Source organism: Sulfobacillus thermotolerans (assembly GCF_039623705.1).
GTDB classification, from domain to species: domain Bacteria; phylum Bacillota; class Sulfobacillia; order Sulfobacillales; family Sulfobacillaceae; genus Sulfobacillus; species Sulfobacillus thermotolerans.
The window spans coordinates 572,163-597,365 of sequence record NZ_CP133983.1; the positions used below are offsets into that span (position 1 = coordinate 572,163).

Here is a 25,203-nt window from a genome sequence, read left to right on the forward strand (position 1 = left end):
GTTATTATAAGGCAACGCTCGCATTCGCGAGGAAGAACTGGGGGTAACGTGATGCAATCGCACTATGATCTGATTGTCATTGGAGCCGGCGGAGGAGGGTATCCCGCTGCGTTAAGATTAGCCCAAAGTGGCCGACAGGTATTGATGGTCGATGAAAAGGGAAATTTGGGTGGTAATTGCCTCTATGAGGGTTGCGTGCCCTCGAAATCAGTGCGTGAGGCGACAGTTCTATGGAATCAAGTGGCCCGCGCCGGATTCTTCGGCTTAGACGCTCAAAGGGTGCAGGCGGATTGGGCCAAGATTCGTGCCTACAAAGACGGCGTACAAACCAGACGATACCAGCAGCATACCCAAGAGATTGCGAAGACGCCTAACCTCACGGTCATTCGCGGGCAAGCCTCGTTTACGGACTCTTATCAAGTGCAAGTCGACGATTGGGACCACCACGATCAATTTGTGGCCTCTGCTACAGATATTATTATTGCTACCGGGTCCGAGGCCCAACGATTATCGATTCCGGGATTTGACTTGACGTGGAACCATCATGACTTATTTGCGTGGAACGATACTCAACCCACGTTGCCGTCGGATATGGTGATCTTGGGTGGAGGATATATCGGCGTGGAAAGCGCGTCAATGTTGGCGGACTTAGGGGTAAACGTCACCATTATCGAAATGGCGCCGACAATTTTGCAAGGCATGGACGAGGATTTGGTGCAGGCGATTAGGGGACACGTCGGTCAGCGGGTAAAGATTGTAACGGGGGTAATGGTCGAAGCCATTGCCGAAAACAACGGACAATATGTGGTTTCAGGCCACAAGGTCCAAGATGCGCAGCCTATCCAGTTCCGAACGAGTCGCGTGATGGCCGCCGTAGGACGTGTGCCAAGCATCCCCTCGTCGCTACACCTTGAAAAAACGGGTGTCTATTATGATCGGCATGGGATTACGGTAGACGAGCGCATGCGGACTAATGTCCCACACCTCTATGCTTCGGGGGACGTTAACGGGTTGTCGATGTTATTTCATTCAGCCGTGCGGATGAGTGAAATCGTTGCTCAAGATATTATGTTAGGAGAGGATATGCACGACAGCTTTAACCCGCATGAAATGCCTACAACCGTATTTTCTCGTCCCGAAGGGTTGGCGGTGGGCTTGACCCGCACGCAAGCTGCCCAGCGTGGGATGGCCGTCGAGGAGTATACGCGGGCAATGGGCACAGAGGCTTGGGCCCAGATTGCCGGCGAACTGGATGGCTTCATGAAGTTCGTGGTGAGTCGTTCCACGGGGAGAATTGTCGGCATTCATGGCGTTGGGGTTGATGCCGCGGCCTTGTCAGCCGCTGCTCATATGGCTGTGCGCCTAGGGCTAACCCCCGCAGAATTAGGCCATATGACGTTTCCACATCCGACGCAATTTGAAATTCTTGACCGCTTGGCGCGCTCTATCTAAAGAGGGTGGCGGAGAAGCCGTGCGGGTCTTGGGTAGAATATCGCGCCGGCATTTCTTCAGGACCAAGGCTTTGGCCATCCTAAAAACCGCCTGATGCAAGAGTCTTCGTCCAAGAAGACCTTAGCAATCAGGCGGTTTTTTCTTGATACAAGGTTTGTGGCCTTCAACAGGAGACTAGAAGGCATTAGGCAATCGGTTCGAGGTCAAGAGAATCCGTCATGTGCTCTTGGGCATTGACCTCTAGTGACTGCTTCTTGGTTTCGGGAATGGCCACCATGGTAATGATTGCGGCCAGTGCGGCAATAGAGGCTAAGAATCCAATGGCAAACGATTCACCGAGTGCTTTGAAAATGGCTGGGAACACAAAGGCGGTTAAAGACGCGCCGAGTCGTCCAGATGCCACCGTAAGCCCTTGGACCAAACTGCGGACTTTCGTCGGCGCCAGTTCCACGCCTAAAATGCCTGAGGCTGAAACCGAACCGGGCCCGGCTTGTTGAATGAAATTTTCCAAGCCATAGAGCATCAGACCGATGAGAGGGATGGCGGCGGCTTCCGTACGGTAGAGACTAAAGGCCATGAGCGAGAGTGCCATGCCAATAAATCCCAAGACCTGTAGGGGTTTGCGTCCCCAGCGGTCGATGAGCAACAACGCGAGAATCCCGCCCGGCACGACAAAGGCAAACTCCATCACTAATTGAAAGGTCCCAGGCGAAAGACCGATGCCTTTGGCAATCAGGGAGGGCCCAAACAAGATTCCCGAATAAGCTACAATATCAAACAAAAACCAGAGAGTCGCTGCCGCGACAAAGCGTTTCCATTGATGGGCGAAATAGTACGATAAGGTATGTGTATCACGTACAGGTCCTTGCGGTTGCCATGCTTCGTGAGTACCGGCGACTTGTGCCACTACCTTTTCGACGCCATCACTATCCCCTGCGATGCGAGCCAAAAAGCGGGCAGTTTCAGGCATTTTCCGGCGCAAATAAATCACAGAGGCTGCGGGAACCGAGCCGGCGGCCAAGACAATGCGCCAGATGAGGTTGGGCGGAACATGCAAGGCTTGGAGGGCCAGATAGAGAACGGCCGCAAATGTGGCGCCAAGGCCCCAGGTAATGCCGAACCCTAACGCAATGCTCTTCCCCCGATCGGCCGCATTAGCGTGCTCGCCCATGATGAGAGGGGATAACACGTAGTCTGCTCCTACGCCGATGCCTAAAATCAGCCGCACAATAATGAGTTCGGGAATATTGGTGACGAACGCTTGGGCTAAGGCGGCTATGGCCATAATCAAAACATCTAACCCATAAAACGCCTTGCGGCCTTTATTGGCCAAAAACCCGAATACGATAGCGCCAATGGCGGCTCCGACAAGGGCCGACCCAGCGAGCATGGAGGACTCAAGACCTGTGAGACTTTTGACACCAAAGGAAGCGAGAGCTAAGGTCAGGACGATACCAATGGAGGATAGATCGTAACCATCGGTAAAAACCCCCATACCAGTCGTAAAAATGGACTTGCCATGAAACCAACTGAACTTGGCCTGATCCAACGGGGCAAACATACTTTTGGAACCGCTCATAAAAACCTCCTGCCAAAGATAAAGTGGGTTGTCACGGTTTTACACCGTCTAGCCACAGTGTAAAGAGGGCAGGTTATTGTTGTGCGATGATGCGGTTAAAGGTCTGTTATGAAGACATTATTAAAGACGCAATGGAGGCGGCTCAGTGTTAACATCCGGAAATAAAGCCCCCGCGCCGACGCTGCGGGGGCTTTTTGGGACGGGGGTTAATAGCGGTTTTGCGCGGCCATAGCACGACCTAAACGGCGCAAGATATCGGGCGCGTCCATGCGGTTCATCATGACTTCTAAAAAGACGAGACGGTCACGCGCTAGGTCCACAGCAGCCAAGGCCTCATCGAGGTCGCGCACCGTGGCAACTTGGCGTGTGAGAGCTGTACTGTCGCCAAAGACACGAGGGATGTCGTGATAACTCCACATGGGAATGTCGTTATAGGCTTCTTCGGGGCCGTGTATGGCGCGTTCAACCGTGTAGCCATCGTTGTTGATCAGGATGATGATCGGGTGCAGACGCCAACGGATAATCGTGGAAAGCTCTTGTAACGTCAGTTGAAAGGACCCGTCTCCAATGAGTAGGATATTGCGACGCTTAGGATCAGCAAGTTGCGTCCCAAGTAGAGCGGGTAAGGTAAACCCGATCGATCCCCAAAGAGGTTGACCAATGAAGCGGGTACCAGGGGGCAGGACGAGAGAAGTCGCACCAAAGTAAGCCGTGCCTTGGTCTGCAATGAGCACATCATGGGGGGCTAAAAACTGTTGAAATCGGGACCAAAAGTGCTCTTGAGTAATGGGGCCTTCCATGTCGGCGGGCAATATAGGGGGGACCGTGGTTGGATTGGGTTTATGCGCCATAGGGTGTTGGGACGCGTGCCGGGTCAGGGCATCTAGCAGCCACAACATATCGATTCCTTCGTAGCGCATCCCCTCAATGAGGGTGTGGTGAGGGTGAATGTCAATCACGGTGCTTAAGTCGATGTTATCGGTAAAGCTTCCGGTGATGGTGTCGATTAGTTGCACGCCAATGAGTAACAAACAGTCCGAACCGGTGATCTGTTCTTGAAGTTCATTGCTGCTCAGTGCTCCATGATACACCCCAACAAATTGAGGATGCGTTTCATCAATAATGCCCTTGCCCATGCTTAATGTGGCAATAGGCAGCCCAGTGCGTTCGATGAACGTCCGAACAAGATTTTGTGCATGATACCGGTCAACTTCAAAATCGGCTAGGACGAAGGGACGCTTTGCTGATGCGAGACGGTGAAGAATCTGTTCGAGCACCAGGGGGCCAGCATTATCACGAGGTGCCAACGGCCCAGAGGAATGAAGTAACGGCGCTTGAGGCGGTGTTGCGGGTTTGCCACTGACGTCCGACGGGAGGGCAATGTATACCGGGCGTTTCTCATACCAACAAATTCGCAAGACGCGATCAATTTCATCCATCGCGGTGTCCGGTTGTAACACGGTTTGCGCCGCGGTGACCTCTTGATACGCGTGCAGGAAATGTTGAAACTCACCATCGCCTAACGAATGATGAACTAAAAGGCCTTCGGCCATCACCGATGTAGCAGGTGTTCCGGTAATGGCCACTACCGGCACTCGTTCTGCATACGATCCGGCGACGCCATTGATGGCGCTGAGTTCCCCCACACCAAATGTGGTGATAAGGGCTCCGATACCTTTGATGCGGGCGTAACCATCGGCGGCATAGGCGGCATTGAGTTCATTGCGGTTCCCCACCCACTCAATCACGGGGTCTTCCATGACTTGGCTAAGAAAGTTCAGATTGTAATCGCCGGGCACTCCAAAGAGGCGATCAATGCCGAGTTCGGCTAAGCGGTCAAGGAGATAACGGCCAACGGTGTAAGGTGTTGTCATGGTAAGTCGCTCCTTCTAAAAAGTCAATGTCATTGACCTTTATCTTAGAGATCGTCATTTATTAAGTCAATATAATTGACCTAAATTCTCGGCAGGATTTTTCTAGACGCGAGTGGCGCTGTGCTATCATGAACGGGTCAGGATGTGATTCCCAGATCGCAAGCAACGCAGCCATTGAATGGCAGATTGGAGGATAACCCGTTGGATGAGCATCGCAAGGCCGAATTAAATCAAATCTTAGTGCTCTTTTATTTGGCCTACCGGACTTTTACGGATAAACCTGATCAGATTCTTTCGAATTATCATCTCCAGCGGGTGCATCACCGGATCTTGTTTTTTGTGGGCCACTTTCCTGGCCTCACGATCCAGCAACTGCTCACCGTATTGGAAGTGAGCAAGCAAGCGTTGCATCGCCCCTTAAAGCAACTCGTTGAGCTCGGGCTGATTCGCTATACGCCCGCGATTCATGACAAGCGCAGTCGGCTATTGACGTTGACCGATGCGGGACAAGCTCTTGAACAAGAATTAAGCGGTGGGCAGCGCCAATTTCTCGATCAGATTTTCCAGACGGCGGGAGAAGGGGCCGAGGAGGCATGGGTTCACATTATGGCGGCTCTTTCGGAGAAGCGGCCGGCATTTCATTTTGTTGAAGACTTACGCCGTAACACGGATGAATGATATTTTTGACGTTTGCAAGATTGTGATGGGAGAGGGTCAGACGATGAGCCGAGGTCGGGTGAACCTATGAGCTATCAAGGGTTACGCTATCATTTATCACTACCGCGCGTGGCGCGGCAGAAATTTCTTCCCCGCACGGCCAAAATGGGTGCGGTTTCGTCTTTACACTGGGAACCTGTGACCGAGCCTGCTGTTGCACGCAACAGTCAATGGATAAAGGTTAACCCCGTCTTATCTGGGATATGTGGCTCAGATGTTTCGCTTCTGTTAGGAAGCAGTTCTCCGTACTTGGCGCCTCTGACGCATTTTCCGGCCGTGTTAGGTCATGAAGTAGTGGCGCGAGTGGCTGTGGATGATGGGGACTGGGTGAAAGATACGTTGGTGACTGTCAACCCCTCTCTCTCCTGCTTGGCTCTAGGATCCCCCGAGCCATGTCCTGCATGCGCTAATCACCAGCCGAATTGGTGTCACTACCGTGGACGCCATGATTTGGGCCTGTTGATGGGCTTTCACCAAGATTATCCCGGAGGATTTGGTGAAGTGATGTGGGTGCCCAAATCTCAAATTCTTGCGATTCCGCCGCTGATGCCGCCATCGCGGGCGGTATTGACGGAACCGCTTACGATTGTGTTACACGGGTTGTCTCACGTGGATTGGACGCGAGTGCGTTCTGTGTTGGTGATTGGAGCGGGAACCGTGGGTCTTCTCACGCTATTAGCGCTAGCGGAAGGACCGTATGCGTTAGAGGTCTTCAGTGTGGCTCGTTATCCGCAACAAGTGCAGTGGGCTCAGCGTCTAGGGGCTAAGGTGGTACAGAGTTTGGAGGATGAGGCGATCACAGCTATTGCCGGTTCTCCGGCGCCACGCATGTGGAACGCGCCGGTGTGGCGGCCTTCGGGATTTGACTTGGTGATTGATGCGGCTGGCAGTCGTTCCTCGGTGCAAGACGCGCTAGGAATCACAGCACCTGGCGGGCAAATGCTATTAATTGGGGGAACAGGGGAGGTTCATCTTGATTTAACGCCGTTATGGTCTCGCGATGTGAGTGTCTTTGGCACTTTTGGCTATGGGAGCCAAGAGCGTGATCTGTTTAGCGAAGCGTTAGCGCTATTGGATAAAACGGAGCATCCGGTAGAGGACTTTGTGACGCATATCTATCCCGTGCGTGAATACCGTGAGGCTTTTCAAGCACTATGGAATAAGCGATCCGGTGCAATCAAGGTGTGTTTGAATGATTTTGGAGAATAGCGCTAAGCGGTGCGCCCGTCCTTTATGGCCCACCGCTTAGGCCTTGGAATAAACGTTTTGCCTGAATTTGATGTGTTTTGGGCTTCAAAGGGTGTTACACGAATAGGGTTATGATAATATCTTCAATATATTCCGATATAACGGACAATGGGGAGGGGTTGTGCTGGATAGAATAGCTATGGCTAAAAAAATGGCCGCCGAACGGGCCGTGGAGTTTGTCGAAGATGGTATGATGGTCGGTCTCGGTACGGGTTCGACGGCGTATTGGGCGATTCAACGGCTGGGAGAGAGGGTTCGCGAGGGCTTGAAAATTCAAGCGGTAGGAACTTCTGAAAGAACTGAAGCGCTCGCCCAAGCGGCCCAGATTCCCATTGTCGATTTTTCTCGCGTGGCGCAACTGGATGTGGCCATTGATGGGGCTGATGAGGTGTCTCGAGATTTTGCTTTAACGAAAGGTGGTGGCGGGGCTTTATTGCGGGAAAAGCTTGTGGCATCGGCAGCGTCCCGCTTTATTGTCATTGTGGACGACACGAAGCTGGTCCGCTATCTCGGAAAGTTTCCATTGCCTGTAGAGGTCGTGCCATTTGCCTGGCAATTGACCAAAAAACGGGTTGAGGCTGCGGGTTGTCGCAGTACATTGCGTATGCACGAGGATCAACCGTTTGTAACCGACAACCACAATTATATTCTGGATTGTGATTTTGGAGAAATTTCCGATCCCGCCAGTGTACATGGATACCTCAAGGCATTGCCGGGGGTAGTAGAAACCGGGTTGTTCATTAATATGGCCTATGTTGTCGTTGCTAGTGACGGGCAGCAGGCGGCATTGCATTATCCCGATGCGGGGTGAATCATGGCCGTATCGGGATATTGAAAGCGTGAATGACGCTACGATCTTGATGACGTCAGTGTTGGTGATGAGTTGAGGGATGGAGCTCACGCCGAGCCGCGAGACACGCATTAGAGAGAGCCATCGTGCGCGGGGGGTGAACAGGGCAGGCCCAGCAATTCGAAGCGGGATCCTGTTTTGGTGACATGCACGCCCGCAACATTGGAAAAGTGCAAAAACCGAGCGGACTGCCATGGCGCTTGCAATATGTGGAGGGTTACAGCTTTCAAGCAATCGGCGTGCGTGATCGCCACGACAAAGCCCGATTCATACCGAGTGCTCATGTCACTAAGAAAAGACATCATTCGTGTCCCAACGGCGCTAAGCTTTTCTCCATGACGAGGCGGGGATTCGGGGTCGCTTTTCCACAGTTGATAGCGGATGCGGTCGTTTTCTAACAAATCCTGGATACGGCGTCCGTCGAATTCGCCTAATCGAATTTCATGCAGGCGGGGATCAATTTGCACAGGCGATGCGTGGGTTTCTTCGGCCCAAATTTTTGCGGTGTCGATGCTTCGCTTTAGCGGGCTTGCGTATATGGCTGTGGGGGGTTGAATCATCCATTGGTGGGCAACCATGCGAGCTTCTTGGCGTCCTCGGTCCGTTAAGGGGGGATCGGCATGCTCGGATACCAGCATATCATTGAGATTTGCTTCACTTTCACCGTGTCTAACAAATAAAACGGATAAGGACATTCTAAAAGCTCCTTTCCCCTGTGCCGGGGGCATCTTCTCTTTCTAAGATATACTGTATTCGGTAAGTATAGGGAAATATTTACGGGATTTTAGCTAAAAGAAATAGGCGAGGTCGAGGGAAGCGGCCTCATATCCTGAGTCTCTGCGCATAGAGAAGATATGCGTTGTATCGCCGCCTGATGCGTGCGCTTTGGAGTGATCTCAAGCCCTGATCAGATAAATCCCATGCTTGTCGCCGCCATGGGGAGAAGCTATGATAGGAGTTAGGGATTTTGTGTGCCAGAGTTTTCTTAATAACCAAAGTCCCCAGGGCTTATCGGCCCTTGGGGACTTTGGTTATGGCCGTTTATCCGATTTCTGGAGTGATAATGCGGCCCATGGCCCACACATTCCAGATTTGAATGACCGAGGTCGCTAAGATCAGGATGATCACCATCACCGGTGCTGCAATCCAGTGTACACCGATGGACAAAATGGCCACGGTGAGCAGTCTGCCCACATTCAGAGCGACTTCTCGGCTTAGGGTGTAACTCACACGTCTTTGGGTAATTTGGGGATCGTTATCCATGACGCCCATTGGAATGGTTTCGGAGGGGATCATGTAAAAGGGCAAAGTCAGTGCAAAGAGCACACCATAAGCAAAAATCCAAGGCCACGAGGATCCCGCTAACAGCAGTAAACCCGCGCCGATAATGCCCGCGACTCCCAAGGACATGGCTTGCATTTGTCGACTATCTCGCACATGGCGGGTCACGAGCAAGGAAGCCGCCATGCGTGCCAAAGCAGTTGCAGCGGTATAAATTCCTACCAAGGCTGCATTGTGGGTGGCAAAAAATATGAGAAAGAGTCCAGAGATGCTGGTGATGCCTTCGCGGGTTCCACGTATTACAACCGTCTTAATAATTAAGGCCCAATCGGGACGTTCTGCGACCACACGCCAGCTATCCGTTACGGGTTGCAGATGCATGGGCGGACCCATAGGGACGCCTGAGCTGACGATAAGGGCTGCTGCGTAAAGCGCCAATGCGGCGGCAAACACAATGAGATAACCGCCTAGACCTGAGAAGGTGCTGATGATGAACCCCGAAAACAAGGGAGCGGCCACTCCAGCAATGCTATTAATTGCACCGCTCATGCCGAAAAAATGCATGCGGGAATCTTTATCAATGGTATCGAAGGTCATGAGGTTAAACCCAAACCAGTACGATCCTTGGGCGATGCCGTAAATGATGCCTAACGTCAGGATCATGTGGCCAGCATGGTGGGACAAAAGAAGCAGAAGACCATAAAAAGCCATCGTTAAAAAGAGGCCCCAGCGGTAAGGGACTAAAGGGGGTTGGCCATGAAATACTTTTGATGCCGCATAAAACACGACGCTTAATGCCACAAAATATCCAATATTAGGGATCCGGATGTGGGAAAAGATTTTCTGGCATTCTTGGGTCAGCGCGTTCCACACAACTTTCCAGATTTTCGTCATGGGGAAGGCAATTCGGATAGTCATATTCTCGTAAGCCTCGTGGGTTCGCAGGTTTCTCTTATCATTCAAGAAGGACACGTCATGCTTGGCCAGTGGCAGGGAATTTACTTCTGCGAATTTGATGGACCGCGAGAGCGGGCGTGTTGGGTGCAAGTGGTGCCAGTGTCGCACGTATGATGGGGACCAACCGTGCATAGGCATAAGAGAGGGATATTTCGCGTTTACAGGGCCAAACCGTGTCACCTTACGTCAATTTTAGCGTTATATGAATAGATGACGGCGAACGGTATGGCACCTATGATACAATGATTTGCAGTTTAATGTCTGGCTATCGGCAGGCGTCCACGTTTGGCGGAGACTTAGGCACACGCGGGAGGTTGTCGTGCATAATTTCAACGAACCGTTGCCGAAAAGGCAGCAAACGAAAAGCAAAAAAAAGCGCAGCAAATGGCGTTGGTGGCTTCCGTTAGGAACTTTAGGGCTCTTAGGAGCTTTGGCTGCTGGCGCATGGTGGAAATTAGATCCAGCCCATGCGTTAACCACGCCGCGGGTAAGTTCACTCAATAAAAGCTATGCCTTGGGTCAACAGCGTGTGACCATTTTGCTTTTAGGTAATGCCCTTAGCATTATTAACGGCAAGGACGTGACCAATCCTAAGGTGCGTGACCGCACTGATGCCATGTTGTTAGTGAGTGTGGACACAAAGACGGGAAAGGTTAGCGTGTTATCCATTCCACGCGACTCGTTGGTCGACATTCCCCATGTTGGTTATACCAAGCTTAATGAGGCTAACTATTTTGGAGGCCCTAAGCTGGCGGTACAAGAAGTCGAAAAGATGATGCATATTCCTGTAGATTTTTACATGGAAACGACCATGTGGAACTTTGCAGACATTATCAACCAAATTGGCGGATTAACCTTGTACGTGCCAAAACCCATGCACTACGGTGGGACCGGCAATTACTTGGATATCAATTTAAATAAGGGCTTGCAACATTTGGATGGGCAGCAAGTCCTAGAATTTGCGCGTTTTCGCCATGAGCCGATGGGGAGCATTGCACGCTCATTTCAACAACAAGAAGTGATTAAAGCCATTATGCACAAGCTTTTGCAACCCGCGAACTTGCCGAAATTGCCCCAAATTGCGTTGGAGCTGCGCAAGGATATCGTGTATACGAATTTGCATGACAATCAGTTGTTGGCATTGGCATTGGTGGCACGGCATGTGTCGTTGTCGGACGTGCAATTCGCAACGATTCCTGGGACGCCCACTACACGCATGGATCCATATATGCATGTCATGCTCGATTATTGGATCGATAATACGAAATGGGAGCGGTTGTTAGGTCAACAGCTGCTTATGGGCCAGCCCTGGACGAAAGCCGAGAAAGCGAGTATTCACTTTGTCGTGCGCAGTGGAACAGACACCCTCACGCAAGCGCAGCAGATGGCATCATGGCTGACACAGCAAGGATATACGGTCAATGAAGTCATTTGGGCCAATCGTCACAATCATGTGCACAACACGATTGTGAACTTCACAGGCGACGAAGGATTTGCCAATCAATTAGCCAGTCATATGGGGCCTGCTGGATCGACAACGATCGACAATAGTCCTTATCACGATGTTCCCCATCTTGATATGATCATTACGGTGGGGCAAGACTACAAGCCTAACTCATCGTCTTAGCGGTGGGGCGAGGTGAGATTTATGGTTTGACCATAAGAGCGCAGGTTTATGAGCGCTCTTGTTTTGTCGGGAATGTGATTATTCGGCGGGTGCACGATGTTGAGCGAAATGTCTTGCCGTTTCGAATCAGAGCGCGTACAATAAGCCAGAATTGACATCACAAACACCGAAGGGAGTAGATTTGAATGAGGGATGGATATGGCTTTACCATCGAACAAAACCCCGCGTGACCTTTTGCGGTTGTTGATTTTGCCGTTGGTCGACGGCTACTTTTTGTCTATGGTGGTTTCAGGTCGCTTGGACCATTGGAACGTGGCGGTGCTTGTGGGTCTATTGGCCTTTAGCGGAGCCGGAGTGGTCACGACCGCGTCTTTGTTGCCACACACTGCTACCCATTGGCGCGGCATGACGTTTATGATTGCTCGCGTCTACCTCATTATCTTACCCACGGCATGGCTGGCCACATTGCTGATGGGGCCTCTTCAGGCCATTGAATTGCCCTACCAAGGTATCTTTACTGCCTTAATCTTGTTGGGGACAGCCGCCAATATGTGGCCGACAAGTTTGCCGCATAAAGTGCGCGGTCTGTATAAGCCTCCACAAATGGTGGCGATTTTGATCTCCGTGATGATTATCTACGGGTTAGAAAGCCACCGGCTTTTACCGCTACACTTTCAGTTTAATCCGTTGTTATTTGCGATGGTGACTCTTTCCGTAGGGGTTGGCTTTCTGCTCACCTTGGCCGGTAGTCTTTTGCAGTGGAAATGGGGCGGACTAGACACGCCATTGGCCCGAAATTTTCTGGCCGCAGGAGGCAGCATTGTTCTCTTTATGGTGTCGTTGTCACTGCTCGGCGTTCCGGTACCGGGGCTATGGATTTGGAGTGCGGAAGGGCTCGCACTATTTGGCGCCGTATTTATTACGCGGTTGCGGCCCAAGAAACAACCTCTTTAAGGGAATGCTTCCGGGAGGGCCCATAAAGGGTTATCCAAAAACACGGCGTTTACGCCATCACGCTTGGCGTGTTCATAATCTTGAGAGTCGCAAAGACCGTATACGCCTGTTTGGATGTGGCACGTTTTGAGCGTACCGAGGTCTTCGCTATGGGTGGATTCCCAGTCCATATGCAATATATTGCAAGGAATCGTGCGAGCAACGGCCACGGGATCAAGCAGTTGGCCGCAATAGAGGGCAGCGCGTGCGACTTCAGGATCCTTTTCAAAGGCATACCGGAGTGAAGCGTGGTGAAACGACGAAAGTAATACCCGGTGCGACGCTCCGAATCGGTGAATTTTGTCCAACACCGCATCGACCAAGGTCAGTGACCGGTCTTTTAGTTCGAGATTAAGGGCGATGGGGGATTTAAGACCCAATAGGTCTTCAAGGCGGCAAAGGTGCTCATGGCCTGGGCCTTTGAGTTCCACGTCTTGTAATTCTTCCCATCGCCGCTCATTGACACGCCCCTGGGCATTCGTCGTGCGAGTGAGTGTGCCATCATGAATGATGACGACTTCGTGATCGCGGCTCAGATGTAAATCGCATTCGATACCATCAGCTTGCTCCAAAATGGCTTGACGAAAAGCCGCGAGCGAATTCTCGGGAAATCGTGTGTGCGACCCGCGGTGAGCCCACACAAACGGACGGGATGATGAGGGATATATTCTGAGGTGTGGAGAAATTCACTTCGGCGTTCTTACCAAAGGAGATAGATTTATACACAAACGGCATGACCTATGGATCAATGGAGGTACGAGAAGAGTAGGTCGCACGTGAAGAAGGGCCTGGCTTAAAATAACTGGGGAGGGTCAGAACGGCCGCCAAACAACACCCAAAGAATAAGACCGGCGACGAGCCAAGAGGCAGGAACAATAATGACAATTAAGAGCAGCCAATATCCTATGGACACGTTTCCTCCATCCTTTCCGTTACGTTTGGCCCTGAAGCACGGATTCTTCCTCTATCATATCAGCTCGGGCGGGGAATCACCGACTCTAATTAGTATGGCCAAATGATGATGATTTTCATTATCCCGACAATTCCCTAGAAGTTTGCTATAGTATCAATGATCGTGTACAAACTGAGCAACAATTGCTCGGCGATGTGACGTCTTCTCATCTATATAAATATGGACATGGGTTGACTGGGCATGAAAGAACGCCAGTAAGGGGGAACGGCAGTTGCGAAGACAAAGCGCCAAGTGGTGGGATCTCGATGCCGTGACACCAGAGGCCCTAGATGACATACGGCAATATGTGGAATCCGGTTCGTCAGGTGATGTGGCATTAATCGCCTTGAAATGCGACCAAATTGCGGATGAAGTGGCGGATCGATTTCAAGATGTAGCGGGTGAATATTTCACCGGGTTGAACGACCATCGCCCCGTACTTTTGTTGCGAAGCCATGCATGGACCATGGAGCGAGCCGAAAATCATGAACGCATGATGGGGCTTATCCATGTTCTGGAACAAGCGGTGCAAATGGCTTGCACGGCGGATTCTGAGCAGGGGCAACAATTAGCCGAACAAAGTGCCGATTTGTTAAGTGCCTACCCCGACCTTCAAGAACGGTTTTTAGATTTGCAGCAAACGTCCAACCCAAACCTTTAATGCTTGCATACCGTGTTATGCCCCGGGGGACCTTAAGCATTGAGACCAGACATCACAGTGAACTGGTTCTCCAAGAAGGGGGCGAGTCGATGGCATCCGTTGATGTACGTTGTACGGTCAACAACTGCTATTTTTGGGCAAAAAATGACACGTGTTCGGCCGACAGCATCCTGATCACGGCTGATACAGCGGCTGATGATGGGGCGCGCATGGCATTCGGATCGGAAAACCACGGACACTTAGCAGCGTCAATGGGTGATACGCCGGCCCAGAATATGGCGAGTACGGCTTGTCATACCTTTAAAGCCAAATAAATCTCACAGCCCGGGATTCCCGGGCTGTATTGATGTGTTCTTGAGGTACAACCGATACATTCAGCTTACGCGATAGGTATTGAGAGGTCACTTTCGAGCGGCTGCAACATTCTGAGGGACTATGTTGTTGGCCCCTAAATCTTTAGACTCGATGCGTTTCTCCTCCGCTTTCCGGTCGGTCTTCGCCATGTCCTCTTTACCACAGAAGAAAGACCCATTCGAGCACCTCGATTCGATTTGTCTTCCTAGTGCAGGCCTGTCGTGGAAGGTCGATGCCATATGGGCGATAACATTATTGGGCCAACTGATTGCGTTGGACATCTTACTGAGACCAAAATGGTAGAGAGGACGTCGCATGAGGCGAAGGGCCACCGATAGTGACGAGGAAACATACCCTGGGCGAACGGAGGGATTTATGAATCTTCACTCCATCCTTTTTTGGACCTTGTGGTTGGTCTGGATTATCATGGAAATTATTGTGAATTTGCGGGCTCGGTCCCTACGAAAACAATTTCCCGCTACCACAAAGGCGGACCAAGGATCTGTATGGTTCATTTTCGGTGGAATGTATGTGTTAATTCTCATCGCATTTTTCTTAGCCATGAACGGGATTGGGCTGATGCCGACGTGGGTGCCCTTTGTGGGAAATGCAGTGATGGCCCTTGGCATCACAATGCGGTACCTTGCGATTACGCAATTGGGGCGCTACTTTTCCTCCACGGTGCAAATTGCGCCCGGGCAAACCGTCATTCACTCCGGATGGTATCGAAAGATTCGCCACCCAGCTTACACCGGCGGATGGTTGATTGCCGTGGGCTTAGGTTTAGGGTTAGATACGTGGGTGGGGACCATCATTATCGCGGTGGGCCTCTTCGCGATCTATCGTCGGCGGATTCTCATCGAGGAACAGGCTCTTGTGAGTCACATGGGTTCGTCTTATTCGCACTATCGCCAGCATACGTACCATATGTTTCCATGGATATGGTAGGCTAGTCGCCTTGCGGTGTGGCGATGTTGCTGCTACTGGGATGCATCCGTGTAGCAGTAAGGCATACTGGGCTGAGGATTGTCTGATTATTTGCCCTGCGCTATAACACAGGGCTTTTCTTATTGTGCAGACGACGCTCACTTGACCGGTCGCGATGTGTTAACGATTCCTCTTGCTACCATGGCAACACTCATCGACGGTGTCGCTTTATCGTATTGGCGCTCTAAGGCTCTGATTCGTGCTCGATCTTATACGATCTGCCTGTGCAGTCGGCATTATCAGCGAAGACGCTTTGCGCCTGGCTTGAGCAGTGGTGCTAGAGTTAAGAGCCGCACGGGGTACAGACAGTACGCGGCACATGGTCATAATCCCTAAAGGCAGCGCGGCGTTCTTAAATGAACGTCACTTCCGGGCCATTCTTGGGCGCTTTGTTCTGTATGGAGCGACTGGCACCTGAAAACGACAAAAATTGGCGCGTAGCCTAAATTTCTCCTGACTGAAAAAAGGGTTTTATGGCTTCTTGTCGAAAATCGCTTGGTGTAAGAAATTGTCGAAGGGAATCGGCAAGCGCTTAACAAGAAAGGACTCGGGCGTTATGAAGTTAACCGGGAAAGCTAGCATTTTAGCTGGAGTGCTCATGGCGGTCACTGTTACCCAAAGTTATCTGTCCATTTCACGCTCAGAAAAGACCCTGCATGAAATTCAGACGGTTTTTCAACGGGACAGTATCTTCAACAATGCCGTCCATAACATGGAAACGGCATTTTATGGATTCGATGACCAAATGAACATGTATGTGCTCGTGGCGGATTTGCCCCACCAGGGGAATTTGGCCCAAGTAACCTATGCCCAAGCGTTAGGGTTTTCGCATCAATTTTCCACGGATTTCAATCGGGCCAATGCCAACACCAGCCAAAAGCAGGCCGCAAAGATTTTGGGAGAATTGCACACACAAATTCAAGCTTACCGCCACGATGCGACCATTGTGCACCAGGATGTCTTAGCGCATAGGGTGTCACAAGCCATTACCATGCAAACCGTGGGCAATGCTCAGCCCTCCAACGCGATTATGCCTTTACTTCAGCAGTTAAATGCTATTAGTCAGGCACAATCGGCGACAACCTTAACCCGTATTATTCATGAACAAGAAAGTGATATTGCTTTTGCTTGGACAGCTTTGGGAGCGATGTTGATTCTTTTGTTGCTGGCCTTGGGAGCGGTCCAGCGTTATATGGTCAAACCGACACGGCATTTGGAACATATTGCCCGGAATTTATCCGTTGGGAATGTAGAGGAAACAGCCACTTATAAAAGTCGTGATGAATTAGGCGCATTGGCGCAGTCATTTCGAGCAATGACTGAATACCTCACTGAAGCAGGAGCAACGGCCGATGCAGTGGGACGAGGAGATTTGACCCAAGCGCCTGTGGCCAAAGGTGAGAAGGATGTGTTGGGCAAGGCGCTTGTCGCCATGCATAAAGGCCTTCGCGAGATGATTCAAGCCATGCAGGAAATGGGGCATCAAGTTCACGGGAGTGTGGCCGAACTCAGCAACTTGGCAACCCAGACGACCGATGCGACGCAGCAAATTTCTCTCGCGATTGCCCAAACAGCTCAAGCAACTGGCGAATCATCTCAAGGCTTGCAGCAAATCGCGGCGTCCATGCAGCAACTGAAAGCGGCTGTGGAGCAGGTCGCCTCGGGCACCCAAGATCAAGAACTCCAAGTACAAAATGGGGAGCAGGCATTAGACCAAATGAAATCGGCCCAAGGGTCTGTAGAGTCGGCCGCGAAGCGTATGGAGTCCTTGGCTCAAGCGTCACGGCGCAGCGCGGTTGAAGGACGACAACAGGTCGAAGCCACCTTGTCGGCCATGGGGCGTATTGCCGATGTGACCAAGGCCACGGCTGAATCGATTGGCCTCCTCGGGCAACATTCGGAACGGATCGGAGCCATTGCGAGTACGATTTCTGAAATTGCTTCCCAAACCAATATGCTGGCGCTCAATGCCAATATTGAAGCGGCGCGTGCTGGAGAACATGGTCGGGGCTTTGCGGTGGTCGCCGATGAGGTACGCAAATTGGCAGAGCAATCGGCGAAAGAGGCCGAGAATGTGAGTGAGCTCATTCGAACGATTCAAGAAACCGTCCAGCACTCGGTCCAGTCCATGGAAAAGGGGCAACAAGAAGTCCAACACGGGCAATCCTTGGGTGAACAGACGCGGAGCGCCTTAGAGATGATGGAACAAGCCGTATCAGAAGTGGCTAATGAGATTGGCACGTTAGCCGAGACCGTCAATGGCTTTACGGTGCAAAGTGCTGGGGTGGATGAAGGGATTAAAAAGATTTCGCGCATCGCTCAAGGCAATGCTGCTACCGCGCACGAAATGGCCGTAGCGTCGGCTGATGTGACGGATACTATTCAAGGCCTCGCGGCGATTTCCGAGGAGACGGCGGCTGCAACCGAAGAAGTGGCCAGTACCAGTCAAGGCGTCGCGGAGTCGGCTTCCGGGTTGTCGGCCAAGTCGCGGGAGTTAGCCCAGGTGGCAGCCCGGCTCGACGCAATGGTCTCCCGATATCAGTTATAGGCGACGGGGGTCCGCTGGAATGTGACTCAGTAAAGGAGATACGGATATGCGCTTATTGCCCATTAATCAGTTAGAGCCTGGGGATGTGATCGCGGATACGTTGCGCAATGCCGACGGTCGCGTGCTATTGCGACAAGGGGTAGCGCTCAATGCCGATATGATTAAGGCCGTGGAGCGCTGGGGAATTCCCGCGTTGCCCATTGAGTGGCCGGGATTTGAGGAGATTGATACCACACCGATTGTGTCGTCCGCATTGATTGACAAGATGGCCGCATGGGCTAAGAAGCCAGGAGGCTTGGATAGTGCACGGCTGCATGAGGGACAAGCGTTGGTCCGCACGATGCGCGATGAACAACTTCTTGCGCATGCTCGCGCTTTTGAAATGTTATCGGTGTATCAAGCCGGTAGTGTGTACTTAAGCTTTTACGCCAATTTAGTTGGGCTGGTCATGCGCTTAGCCGATCAACTGGCGCCGGAGTGGTCGGAAGCTTATGGACTGGCTGCACTCTTGTATGGGTATCATCATCCGGGCTTAGACAATGGGCAGGTCCGGGATCTTGCGCCTGCAGAACTGGCGGACTTGGTTCAGACGCTACGGCAGCTACGGGTGCCGGCACCCGTTGTTACAACGCTTCTTCACTACCAGTGCCGCTATGACGGCTCCGGCACACCGCCATTAAAAGGGGAAGAAATTTACCGCGGCGGAGCGTTATTGGGATTGGCTTCCGCATTTCTGATGCTGGTGTTTCAGACGGATGGGCAGGCGTTGCCCGCGCACGAGGCCCTGGAGTGGGTCATGGGCGGCGGTGGCACGGATTTTTCTCTAGAGGCTGTACGCAAACTCGGCCGCGTTGTCGCACCCTATGCGACGGGTCAGGTCGTCTCGTTAGGACGGGAAGTGGCAGTGGTGTATCACGTCCCGGCGGAGTGGCCCAATCGCCCATTGATTTTGATGCTCAATGGCGATCAACAGGGACAGAAAATTGATCTGCGCCAACCTGATCAGCAGACACGTGTGATCTCCGGTGTCTATCAGAAAAGGCTCTGGTCTTAACAGAGAAGGGGGACGGACAATCACTATGGAAGCCAATGTCGAACAAGTCATGAGCATTTGGGGTAAAATTTGCGGACCGGGTCTGGAAGAAGCAAGTCGCGCGCTCAGTCGGATGACGGGATTATCGTTTACGATGGAAGACAAGGCGGTGAACGAGGTTGAATGGAAAGAGTTGCTCGACAAATATGACGCGCGTCCTGCCTCAGAACTCTATGCTGTCAATTTGAAGGCGACGGGATTAATTTCTGCTCGCATCATTTTGTTGTTTACCCCCGAGAACAGCCGTCGCTTGGTTTCAACGATGATGGGGGAAGAGGTTGGTCTGCCTTTAGACGAGGTCTCATTGTCAGCGTTAGCCGAAATCGGTAATGTCGTGGGAACAGCTTTTCTCAATGTGTTTGCTAATGTATTTGGTCAAGTGTTTGAACCGACAGTGCCCGAAGTGAGTCAAGGCCAAGGGAGCAGTGTCTTTCCGATGTTCGCTGTGCATCAAAAGGTTTTAGTGACGGAAGCGCTCTTTCGTGTGACGGGTGAGACGCTGACTGGCGAAATCCTCATCGCCCCGGTCAAGAAGGGAGACGAATAAGATGACGATATTGGTAGTTGATGACGCCGCGTTTATGCGGATGCGTCTCAAAAAGCTATTAGCCGAACAGGGGTTTGCGGTTGAGGAGGCCAGTGACGGCAAAGAGGCTGTGGCGCAGTACCAAGCGCTGAAGCCGGACTGCGTATTGATGGATATCACGATGCCGGAGATGACAGTGGGGCTGATGGGGTTCATACCTTTGGGGCGGGATTATGTATGGCCATTTTGACCGGTATGGGAGAAGACGGGGCGCAATCAGCCGTCTCGTGTCGCCAAGTGGGCGGAACAGTTTTGGTACAAGATCCACAAACCGCGGTGGTTTGGGGAATGCCGCAAGCGGTGTTGAACCGAGGCGCAGCCACTATGATGGGGACGCTAGATGACATCGGACGGTGGATAAATGAGGTGATGCATAATGACCACGGCATTTTTAGATCAGGAATGGCATGAATTTCTCAAGACCGTGGCGACTCACCCCGATTTAGTATGGGACTTGCACAGTTACAAGCGTCCACAAGTGGAACGCCGCCTGCAAGGCTTTTTACTGCGTGAGGGATATAGTTCGTTGCCGCAATTAGCCGCTGCATTAGCCTCACAACCCGATTTGGCTCGGAGAATGAAGAATTTTGTGACGGTGCATGTCAGTGAGTTTTTTCGCGATAGGTCGTACTGGGACCGTTTGGATGCAGTCGTGGCTCAAGCCGCGTGGGGCCATCAAGCGCGCGTATGGTCTGCAGGCTGTTCTTGGGGAGCAGAACCCGCAACTGTCTGGTTGATGCAACGCAAGGCTGGTCGCCGTTGTGAGATCTGGGCCACCGATACCGACCGTCCGGTGCTCGAGGAGGCTCAGACGCTAACATTTCCCAAAGAAACGTGGACCGCTCAATTAGAGCCGTATCGACCATTTGTGAAAATTTATCCTAACGGGCGGTGGACGCTAGAGGAAAGTGCGCGGCAAGACATTCATTTTGCCGTGCAAGACCTCCTAGAGGCCCATGCCTATCCTCAGCAATTTGATTTGGTGTTGTGTCGGCACGTGTTAATTTATTTTTCCCAAGAGGCGAAGCAACAGGTTTTATCCACGTTAGTGGATTCGTTGAAGCCGGGTGGATACCTCTTTATCGGGGCCGCCGAAATGTTATTGGAAGCCCGGGATATGGGACTGCAAGCGGTGTCGCCTTCGTTATTCCAAAAATCTATGTAAGAAGTCGAATATACTACCGTGCGCGACCAGGGGCGCTCTTGTTTGCCACTAATTGAATACCAGAAAGTCCGAGCAAGCCGCATGCCTTGGCCATGCGGTTTGCTCAGTGTGCGCTTGGTATGGGCGTGTGCTTTAAGCTGAACCGGGGATGAGGGGAGAGCGTGAGGTGAGTTCGCCATACCGAACGGACCCCATATAGCCATGCACGCATGACGCAAGAGACGTTAGCCGAGGTATAGCCTGTCGGTGCAGCCGCGCCGACCCAAGGGCCGAACATTGTCACAAAGGGGTTCGTGGACCTGACGGTATCAAGTCCTCCTATCCTTGATACCGTTCCATTAGGGAATATTGGGGACTTGGGAGTTTGCAGGACAAGCCTTTCGCAGAGAACGGATACCGTGTCATAATAGAGGACAGCAAAGGGCGGGCAAAGTCGCTCGAATAGGTGAGGAGGCCGTCGGATGGGACTATCAGGCCTGTGGGGATTATTCAACGAAATTGTCATGATTGCGAGTGCCACGTTAGTGGCCATTGGCTGGTATTTTATTCGTCATAAGCAGGTGGAAGTGCACCGCAAGTTTATGCTTTCGGGCGCGACATTAGGGGCCGTTTTTTTTGTCAGCTATCTATTGAGTACGTTTTTAGTCGGCGATACCTTTTATGGCGGGCCTGCCAAGTATAACGCTAGCTACCAGATTTTCCTTCTGATTCATATACTCCTAGCCACCGCTGCTGCCGTAATGGGCGTTATCACTTTGCGGTATGCGTTAAGCGAGCGGTTTAATAAACATCGTAAAATTGCGCCATGGACAGCAACGTTCTGGTTTATCGCTGCAATTACCGGGTTGGCGGTGTTCTTATTGTTGTTCGTGATTTTTCCACCCGGGCCGACGACAAAGAGCTTGATTCAGATTATTATTGGCCACTAAATGGCGGTTGAAAGAAAGGACGTGTCTCATCTGTGCAGGACTTAATTGCCAAATACGTTGTACCCCATGAGGAACCGTATCCTCTTCTCGTGTTATTGCATGGAATGGGATCAGATGAAGAAGACTTAATGGGCTTAGCGCCCTTATTGCCCAAATCTTGGGGACTCGCCAGTTTAAGAGCGCCTTATGCCTATGGTCCTGGGTATCAGTGGTATTCTTTGGCCAACGTGCGCGAGCCGGAACCCGCAGATTTTGCTGCCAGTTTGGAGGCTGTCGAGCAATGGGTGCGCCAGGTTCCTGAGCGTTTTCCTGGGGTTGACCGGTCGCGCATTGTGCTGGGAGGATTTTCGCAAGGCTCTGTGATGGCCATGGCCGCGGGATTTTCTGGCCGGTTAAAAGGGCTGTTGGCAGGGGTAGTGGTTTTGAGCGGTTATGTCCCCGACCATTTGATCTTGCACGAAGGCCCCGCGCAGGTCTTTTGGGGACATGGAGAGCATGACGGCGTCTTACCCTATGCGCTGGGTGAAGTGGGACATAAGCGATTAGAAGCAGCGAAGGCGCACGTGCAATTTCATGCGTATCCGATGGCGCATGAAGTCAGTGCGGAGGAAATGGCGGACTTAAGCGCCTGGCTTGAGTCGTTGTCTGGAGGGGCAAGGGGCTAATGCCAAGGGTTCGGCTCAAACAGCGGCCGCGCAGGTATCGGCCGCGTTTTCGATTTTGGGCATGGAGCGCAGGGATTCTAGGTGTTGGTGCTCTTGCCTTTACGCTGCCCCAACTGGTGAAGGTCCATCCGATATCCATCGCGCCACGGGCTCGGGAGGATGTCAGGCTTCCTAAAGACCCCGAGAAATGGTCGACGCAAGCAGGAAGTTGTGAGATGAAGGCCGCGCAAGGTCCTGTGCTGTTTGCTAAGGGGCAAAACATTGAGCGTCCCATTGCGTCGACGACCAAGATTATGACGGCATATCTTACGTTAACGAATCCGGCCATGCCGCTCAACAAGCGAGTGACCATTAACCGTCAGGAAACGGTTAATGACCGTTTGGGATTATTGAAAGACGATAGCGAGGTGCCCTTGCGTACGGGCATGGTCGTCACGGTGCATGATTTGCTGTGGGCGTTGATGTTACCATCGGCAGATGACGCGGCATGGACATTAGCACGCGCACAAACGGACAACCATCCTACGCAGTTTGTCGCGGCCATGAACCGCGAAGCTAAGCTGTTACAGATGAACCGGACGCATTATACGGATCCAGATGGGGTGAGCCATGAGGGGTATTCCACGGCGCGTGATTTAATCAAGCTCACCACGGTGGCGATGAAAAACGCAACGTTTCGGCAGTTGGTCAAAACAAAGACCCAGCGTACACCGTTTGGTGAGCTGACTAATTTAAATCAAATGCTCTGGCAGTATCCGGGAACTATTGGGGTGAAAACGGGCTGGACACCTTGGGCGGGTAGCTGTTTAGTGTTTGCAGCAACTAAACGGCTGCATGGCCAACCGTTGACGATCTATGGCGTTGTGTTAGGGGAACCCTCGTTCAATCCGATGTTTGCGGACACGGCTCAGTTGATGAATACAGCATTTCATGTGCCGTGGACTCCGCTTTTTCCTGCTAAGGTCCCAGTGGCAACCGCGCTGGTAACTACGAGCTTTGGGAAGAGGATCGAGAGTTTTTCACTGACCCAGGCGTTAGGGGCTTATGATACGGGAGAACAAGCGCATCTTCAATTTCGGTGGAAGAACCTGGGCGACCATTGGTCGAAAGGACAAACGGTGGGATATGGCCGGGTGGTGGCGCAAGGGTGGGCTCCCTCAGCGTGGGTGCCGATTCAGGCCGATCAATCATACCGGATGCCGTGGTGGAGTCATTTGTAGCTGCACTTGGTGAAATCCCCACTGAATAATTTTCATCGCATCGGCGTCCTCGGGCGGGAATCCATCTTGTGCGTGCAAGATGACCCCTAGTAAGGTCACGCGGTGGCCGTCGATCATCTTGGTGGCAGTAAAAATGAGGTTAAAGCCTGCGGCGGTTGTCCAGCCTGTTTTCACCCCGGTCACTTCTGGATCCATAAAAAGAAGACCATTGAGATTGCGCACAATGGGATTGTGGGGGAGCGAGACTTCTTTAGTATCCACGATTTTTCGGAACAAAGGATTGCGCAAGTCCTGTTCAGCGATGATGGAGAGGTCCCAAGCGGTCCCTACCGATTGGGGGGAAAGGCCGTCGGGGTCGGCATAATGCGTGCCGTGCATGCCGAGCTTTACCGCTTCTTGATTCATTTCTTTCACAAAATGCGCGGTGCTTCCACCCATCGCTTCCGCTAGCTCCACCGCGGCGTCATTGGCTGACGCTAGCATGAGACCATATAAGAGTTGCTTGACGCGGTAATGTTCGCCCGGTGCCATATAAATATCAGACCCGCTTGTGGCGGCAGCATTGGGGGTGACTGTTAGCGTCTTATTGAGCGGCAATTCCTTTAATGCCAGGTAAATCGTCATGAGTTTTGTGGTGGAAGCCATGGGCCCGGGTGTATGGGCATTGAGCTGCCACAACAATTGATGGGTATTGAGGTCCCAAAGCACACCTGAGGTTTCGCCAATGGCGAAGGGCAAGGTTGGGGTCGGGGTGTTGACCGGTTCGACACTGTAGACAATAGGGATGTTGCGATGAGAACGCTGTTGGCGAGCTACGGCCACCTGGGCGTGGGGTGAGGATAGCGCACGGTTGAGCCAGGCGGACGCAACCAGGGCAAAAACAATCGCCAGGGCCGCCCAAGGAGCGGGAGCCGGTTTTCTCCGGCGGGGTTGGGAAATCATTCAGTCTGCCTCCTGCAAGGGTCGTTGCGTATTATATTAGCAAAAGTCTCAGGCTTTGGGGGCAGGAGGGGTTTTTTGGAGAAATTTGTTCCACCATTCGGGGTTGTTGTCGATAAACGCGACAAGTGCCGTGAGGCGCTCGAGCGTTTCGGTGCTGAAATAATGTTCGATCCCTTCCACATCGTGTTCCACTACATCGTTTTCTCGGATATCAAGATGGAGGAGAAATCGTTCCAGGATTTGGTGGCGGGCGAGCAATTGGCGTCCCTCTGCCATCCCCTTCTCGGTCAAGGCAAGACCTCGGTAGCGTTCGACGTCAAGCCACCCATCCTCTTTGAGCTTCCGAATCATTTTGCTCACAGAGGCTTGGGAGATATGCAAGCGCTCTGCAATATCTGACACTCGGGCATAGCCCTTTTCTTGTGTCAGGCGCCATATCGCCTCCAAATAGTCCTCTTGGTTGGGTGTGGACACGGTTCCTCACCCTCTTTTCCCTTTTCGTGTATGGTATGCGAGAATGGCG

25 protein-coding genes and 1 pseudogene are annotated in these 25,203 nt (G+C 52.1%); 19 read left to right on the top strand and 7 right to left on the bottom strand.

The window, feature by feature from the left end:
- Nucleotides 1-51 precede the first annotated feature (51 nt).
- A complete protein-coding gene (locus tag ORD20_RS02850; protein WP_103376268.1) occupies nt 52-1,452 on the top strand; it encodes a dihydrolipoyl dehydrogenase in 1,401 nt (466 codons plus the stop codon).
- A gap of 184 nt (nt 1,453-1,636) precedes the next feature.
- On the opposite strand, the gene ORD20_RS02855 is transcribed toward ORD20_RS02850, so the two are convergent.
- Both ORD20_RS02855 and ORD20_RS02860 read right to left on the bottom strand, forming a co-directional pair.
- Nucleotides 1,637-3,031, bottom strand: a complete 1,395-nt coding sequence (locus tag ORD20_RS02855) for an MFS transporter (protein WP_103376267.1) — start codon at nt 3,029-3,031, stop codon at nt 1,637-1,639.
- 206 nt (nt 3,032-3,237) lie between these two features.
- On the bottom strand, nt 3,238-4,905 hold the full coding sequence (locus ORD20_RS02860; RefSeq protein WP_103376266.1) for an alpha-keto acid decarboxylase family protein: 1,668 nt from the start codon (nt 4,903-4,905) through the stop codon (nt 3,238-3,240).
- A gap of 201 nt (nt 4,906-5,106) precedes the next feature.
- Between ORD20_RS02860 and ORD20_RS02865 the strand changes: the two genes are divergently transcribed.
- The 3 genes from ORD20_RS02865 (at nt 5,107) to rpiA (ending at nt 7,681) form a co-directional block, all read left to right on the top strand.
- Complete coding sequence (locus ORD20_RS02865) at nt 5,107-5,583, top strand: MarR family winged helix-turn-helix transcriptional regulator (RefSeq protein ID WP_103376265.1); 477 nt, start codon at nt 5,107-5,109, stop codon at nt 5,581-5,583.
- A gap of 66 nt (nt 5,584-5,649) precedes the next feature.
- Nucleotides 5,650-6,831 (top strand): zinc-dependent alcohol dehydrogenase, encoded by a 1,182-nt coding sequence (locus tag ORD20_RS02870; protein WP_103376264.1) that lies wholly within the window; start codon nt 5,650-5,652, stop codon nt 6,829-6,831.
- Nucleotides 6,832-6,991: 160 nt separating this feature from the next.
- The gene (gene rpiA, locus ORD20_RS02875; RefSeq protein ID WP_242968598.1) at nt 6,992-7,681 is read left to right on the top strand and encodes a ribose-5-phosphate isomerase RpiA; all 690 of its coding nucleotides are present in this window, start codon (nt 6,992-6,994) and stop codon (nt 7,679-7,681) included.
- A 110-nt stretch (nt 7,682-7,791) separates the two neighbouring features.
- Here rpiA and ORD20_RS02880 read toward each other — a convergent pair whose 3' ends face one another.
- Both ORD20_RS02880 and ORD20_RS02885 read right to left on the bottom strand, forming a co-directional pair.
- Nucleotides 7,792-8,415 (bottom strand): histidine phosphatase family protein, encoded by a 624-nt coding sequence (locus tag ORD20_RS02880; protein ID WP_158246349.1) that lies wholly within the window; start codon nt 8,413-8,415, stop codon nt 7,792-7,794.
- A gap of 346 nt (nt 8,416-8,761) precedes the next feature.
- Complete coding sequence (locus tag ORD20_RS02885; protein WP_430626501.1) at nt 8,762-9,919, bottom strand: MFS transporter; 1,158 nt, start codon at nt 9,917-9,919, stop codon at nt 8,762-8,764.
- On the opposite strand from ORD20_RS02885, the gene ORD20_RS02890 reads away from it, so the two are divergent.
- The 3 genes from ORD20_RS02890 to ORD20_RS02900 all read left to right on the top strand — a co-directional run bounded on the left by ORD20_RS02890 (nt 9,830) and on the right by ORD20_RS02900 (nt 12,539).
- Nucleotides 9,830-10,072: a YjbQ family protein gene (locus ORD20_RS02890; protein WP_430626502.1), complete on the top strand. Its 243-nt coding sequence runs from the start codon at nt 9,830-9,832 to the stop codon at nt 10,070-10,072. The genes ORD20_RS02885 and ORD20_RS02890 overlap by 90 nt on opposite strands.
- A 205-nt stretch (nt 10,073-10,277) precedes the next feature.
- Nucleotides 10,278-11,585, top strand: a complete 1,308-nt coding sequence (locus tag ORD20_RS02895; protein WP_103376257.1) for an LCP family protein — start codon at nt 10,278-10,280, stop codon at nt 11,583-11,585.
- 198 nt (nt 11,586-11,783) lie between these two features.
- Nucleotides 11,784-12,539 carry a hypothetical protein gene (locus tag ORD20_RS02900; RefSeq protein WP_103376256.1) on the top strand — a complete coding sequence of 252 codons (756 nt, stop codon included), beginning with the start codon at nt 11,784-11,786 and terminating at the stop codon, nt 12,537-12,539.
- Here the strand turns inward: ORD20_RS02900 and ORD20_RS02905 are convergent.
- Nucleotides 12,536-13,219, bottom strand: a complete 684-nt coding sequence (locus ORD20_RS02905) for a glycerophosphodiester phosphodiesterase (protein ID WP_430626503.1) — start codon at nt 13,217-13,219, stop codon at nt 12,536-12,538. The two genes, ORD20_RS02900 and ORD20_RS02905, sit on opposite strands and share 4 nt — an antisense overlap.
- A 543-nt stretch (nt 13,220-13,762) precedes the next feature.
- On the opposite strand from ORD20_RS02905, the gene ORD20_RS02910 reads away from it, so the two are divergent.
- From ORD20_RS02910 to ORD20_RS02965, 12 genes and pseudogenes are all read left to right on the top strand, one after another.
- Nucleotides 13,763-14,191, top strand: a complete 429-nt coding sequence (locus ORD20_RS02910; RefSeq protein ID WP_103376254.1) for a hypothetical protein — start codon at nt 13,763-13,765, stop codon at nt 14,189-14,191.
- Nucleotides 14,192-14,280: 89 nt separating this feature from the next.
- Nucleotides 14,281-14,505 (top strand): DUF1540 domain-containing protein, encoded by a 225-nt coding sequence (locus ORD20_RS02915; protein ID WP_158246348.1) that lies wholly within the window; start codon nt 14,281-14,283, stop codon nt 14,503-14,505.
- Nucleotides 14,506-14,920: 415 nt separating this feature from the next.
- Nucleotides 14,921-15,493 carry a methyltransferase family protein gene (locus ORD20_RS02920; protein ID WP_158246347.1) on the top strand — a complete coding sequence of 191 codons (573 nt, stop codon included), beginning with the start codon at nt 14,921-14,923 and terminating at the stop codon, nt 15,491-15,493.
- Between the two features lie 595 nt (nt 15,494-16,088).
- Nucleotides 16,089-18,080 (top strand): methyl-accepting chemotaxis protein, encoded by a 1,992-nt coding sequence (locus ORD20_RS02925; protein ID WP_103376250.1) that lies wholly within the window; start codon nt 16,089-16,091, stop codon nt 18,078-18,080.
- A 46-nt stretch (nt 18,081-18,126) separates the two neighbouring features.
- Nucleotides 18,127-19,134: a phosphohydrolase gene (locus ORD20_RS02930; protein WP_103376249.1), complete on the top strand. Its 1,008-nt coding sequence runs from the start codon at nt 18,127-18,129 to the stop codon at nt 19,132-19,134.
- A gap of 25 nt (nt 19,135-19,159) precedes the next feature.
- Nucleotides 19,160-19,720, top strand: a complete 561-nt coding sequence (locus tag ORD20_RS02935) for a chemotaxis protein CheC (RefSeq protein WP_103376248.1) — start codon at nt 19,160-19,162, stop codon at nt 19,718-19,720.
- A gap of 1 nt (nt 19,721) precedes the next feature.
- Nucleotides 19,722-19,892: pseudogene (locus ORD20_RS02940) on the top strand (response regulator); the annotation flags it as partial.
- Between the two features lie 44 nt (nt 19,893-19,936).
- Nucleotides 19,937-20,170: a chemotaxis protein CheB gene (locus ORD20_RS02945; protein ID WP_430626504.1), complete on the top strand. Its 234-nt coding sequence runs from the start codon at nt 19,937-19,939 to the stop codon at nt 20,168-20,170.
- On the top strand, nt 20,136-20,924 hold the full coding sequence (locus ORD20_RS02950; RefSeq protein ID WP_103376245.1) for a CheR family methyltransferase: 789 nt from the start codon (nt 20,136-20,138) through the stop codon (nt 20,922-20,924). The genes ORD20_RS02945 and ORD20_RS02950 overlap by 35 nt, the downstream gene beginning before the upstream one ends.
- 461 nt (nt 20,925-21,385) lie before the next feature.
- Entirely contained in the window at nt 21,386-21,853 is a 468-nt protein-coding gene (locus tag ORD20_RS02955) for a DUF420 domain-containing protein (protein WP_103376244.1), read from the top strand.
- 32 nt (nt 21,854-21,885) lie between these two features.
- Nucleotides 21,886-22,518, top strand: a complete 633-nt coding sequence (locus ORD20_RS02960; RefSeq protein ID WP_103376243.1) for an alpha/beta hydrolase — start codon at nt 21,886-21,888, stop codon at nt 22,516-22,518.
- On the top strand, nt 22,518-23,738 hold the full coding sequence (locus ORD20_RS02965) for a D-alanyl-D-alanine carboxypeptidase family protein (RefSeq protein ID WP_103376242.1): 1,221 nt from the start codon (nt 22,518-22,520) through the stop codon (nt 23,736-23,738). The genes ORD20_RS02960 and ORD20_RS02965 overlap by 1 nt, the downstream gene beginning before the upstream one ends.
- Here ORD20_RS02965 and ORD20_RS02970 read toward each other — a convergent pair.
- Together ORD20_RS02970 and mntR are read right to left on the bottom strand one after the other, a co-directional pair.
- Complete coding sequence (locus tag ORD20_RS02970) at nt 23,706-24,680, bottom strand: D-alanyl-D-alanine carboxypeptidase family protein (RefSeq protein WP_103376241.1); 975 nt, start codon at nt 24,678-24,680, stop codon at nt 23,706-23,708. The two genes, ORD20_RS02965 and ORD20_RS02970, sit on opposite strands and share 33 nt — an antisense overlap.
- 48 nt (nt 24,681-24,728) lie before the next feature.
- Nucleotides 24,729-25,154 (bottom strand): transcriptional regulator MntR, encoded by a 426-nt coding sequence (gene mntR / locus ORD20_RS02975; RefSeq protein WP_103376240.1) that lies wholly within the window; start codon nt 25,152-25,154, stop codon nt 24,729-24,731.
- Nucleotides 25,155-25,203: the final 49 nt, after the last annotated feature.

Excerpts from the sequence above, each read along its gene's own strand:
- ORD20_RS02850 (WP_103376268.1), top strand. The coding sequence starts at position 52 with ATGCAATCGCACTATGATCTGATTGTCATTGGAGCCGGCGGAGGAGGG.
- ORD20_RS02855 (WP_103376267.1), bottom strand. The coding sequence starts at position 3,031 with ATGAGCGGTTCCAAAAGTATGTTTGCCCCGTTGGATCAGGCCAAGTTC.
- ORD20_RS02860 (WP_103376266.1), bottom strand. The coding sequence starts at position 4,905 with ATGACAACACCTTACACCGTTGGCCGTTATCTCCTTGACCGCTTAGCC.
- ORD20_RS02870 (WP_103376264.1), top strand. The coding sequence starts at position 5,650 with ATGAGCTATCAAGGGTTACGCTATCATTTATCACTACCGCGCGTGGCG.
- ORD20_RS02880 (WP_158246349.1), bottom strand. The coding sequence starts at position 8,415 with ATGTCCTTATCCGTTTTATTTGTTAGACACGGTGAAAGTGAAGCAAAT.
- ORD20_RS02885 (WP_430626501.1), bottom strand. The coding sequence starts at position 9,919 with ATGACTATCCGAATTGCCTTCCCCATGACGAAAATCTGGAAAGTTGTG.
- ORD20_RS02900 (WP_103376256.1), top strand. The coding sequence starts at position 11,784 with ATGGCTTTACCATCGAACAAAACCCCGCGTGACCTTTTGCGGTTGTTG.
- ORD20_RS02915 (WP_158246348.1), top strand. The coding sequence starts at position 14,281 with ATGGCATCCGTTGATGTACGTTGTACGGTCAACAACTGCTATTTTTGG.
- ORD20_RS02920 (WP_158246347.1), top strand. The coding sequence starts at position 14,921 with ATGAATCTTCACTCCATCCTTTTTTGGACCTTGTGGTTGGTCTGGATT.
- ORD20_RS02925 (WP_103376250.1), top strand. The coding sequence starts at position 16,089 with ATGAAGTTAACCGGGAAAGCTAGCATTTTAGCTGGAGTGCTCATGGCG.
- ORD20_RS02930 (WP_103376249.1), top strand. The coding sequence starts at position 18,127 with ATGCGCTTATTGCCCATTAATCAGTTAGAGCCTGGGGATGTGATCGCG.
- ORD20_RS02935 (WP_103376248.1), top strand. The coding sequence starts at position 19,160 with ATGGAAGCCAATGTCGAACAAGTCATGAGCATTTGGGGTAAAATTTGC.
- ORD20_RS02945 (WP_430626504.1), top strand. The coding sequence starts at position 19,937 with ATGGCCATTTTGACCGGTATGGGAGAAGACGGGGCGCAATCAGCCGTC.
- ORD20_RS02950 (WP_103376245.1), top strand. The coding sequence starts at position 20,136 with ATGACCACGGCATTTTTAGATCAGGAATGGCATGAATTTCTCAAGACC.
- ORD20_RS02955 (WP_103376244.1), top strand. The coding sequence starts at position 21,386 with ATGGGACTATCAGGCCTGTGGGGATTATTCAACGAAATTGTCATGATT.
- ORD20_RS02965 (WP_103376242.1), top strand. The coding sequence starts at position 22,518 with ATGCCAAGGGTTCGGCTCAAACAGCGGCCGCGCAGGTATCGGCCGCGT.
- ORD20_RS02970 (WP_103376241.1), bottom strand. The coding sequence starts at position 24,680 with ATGATTTCCCAACCCCGCCGGAGAAAACCGGCTCCCGCTCCTTGGGCG.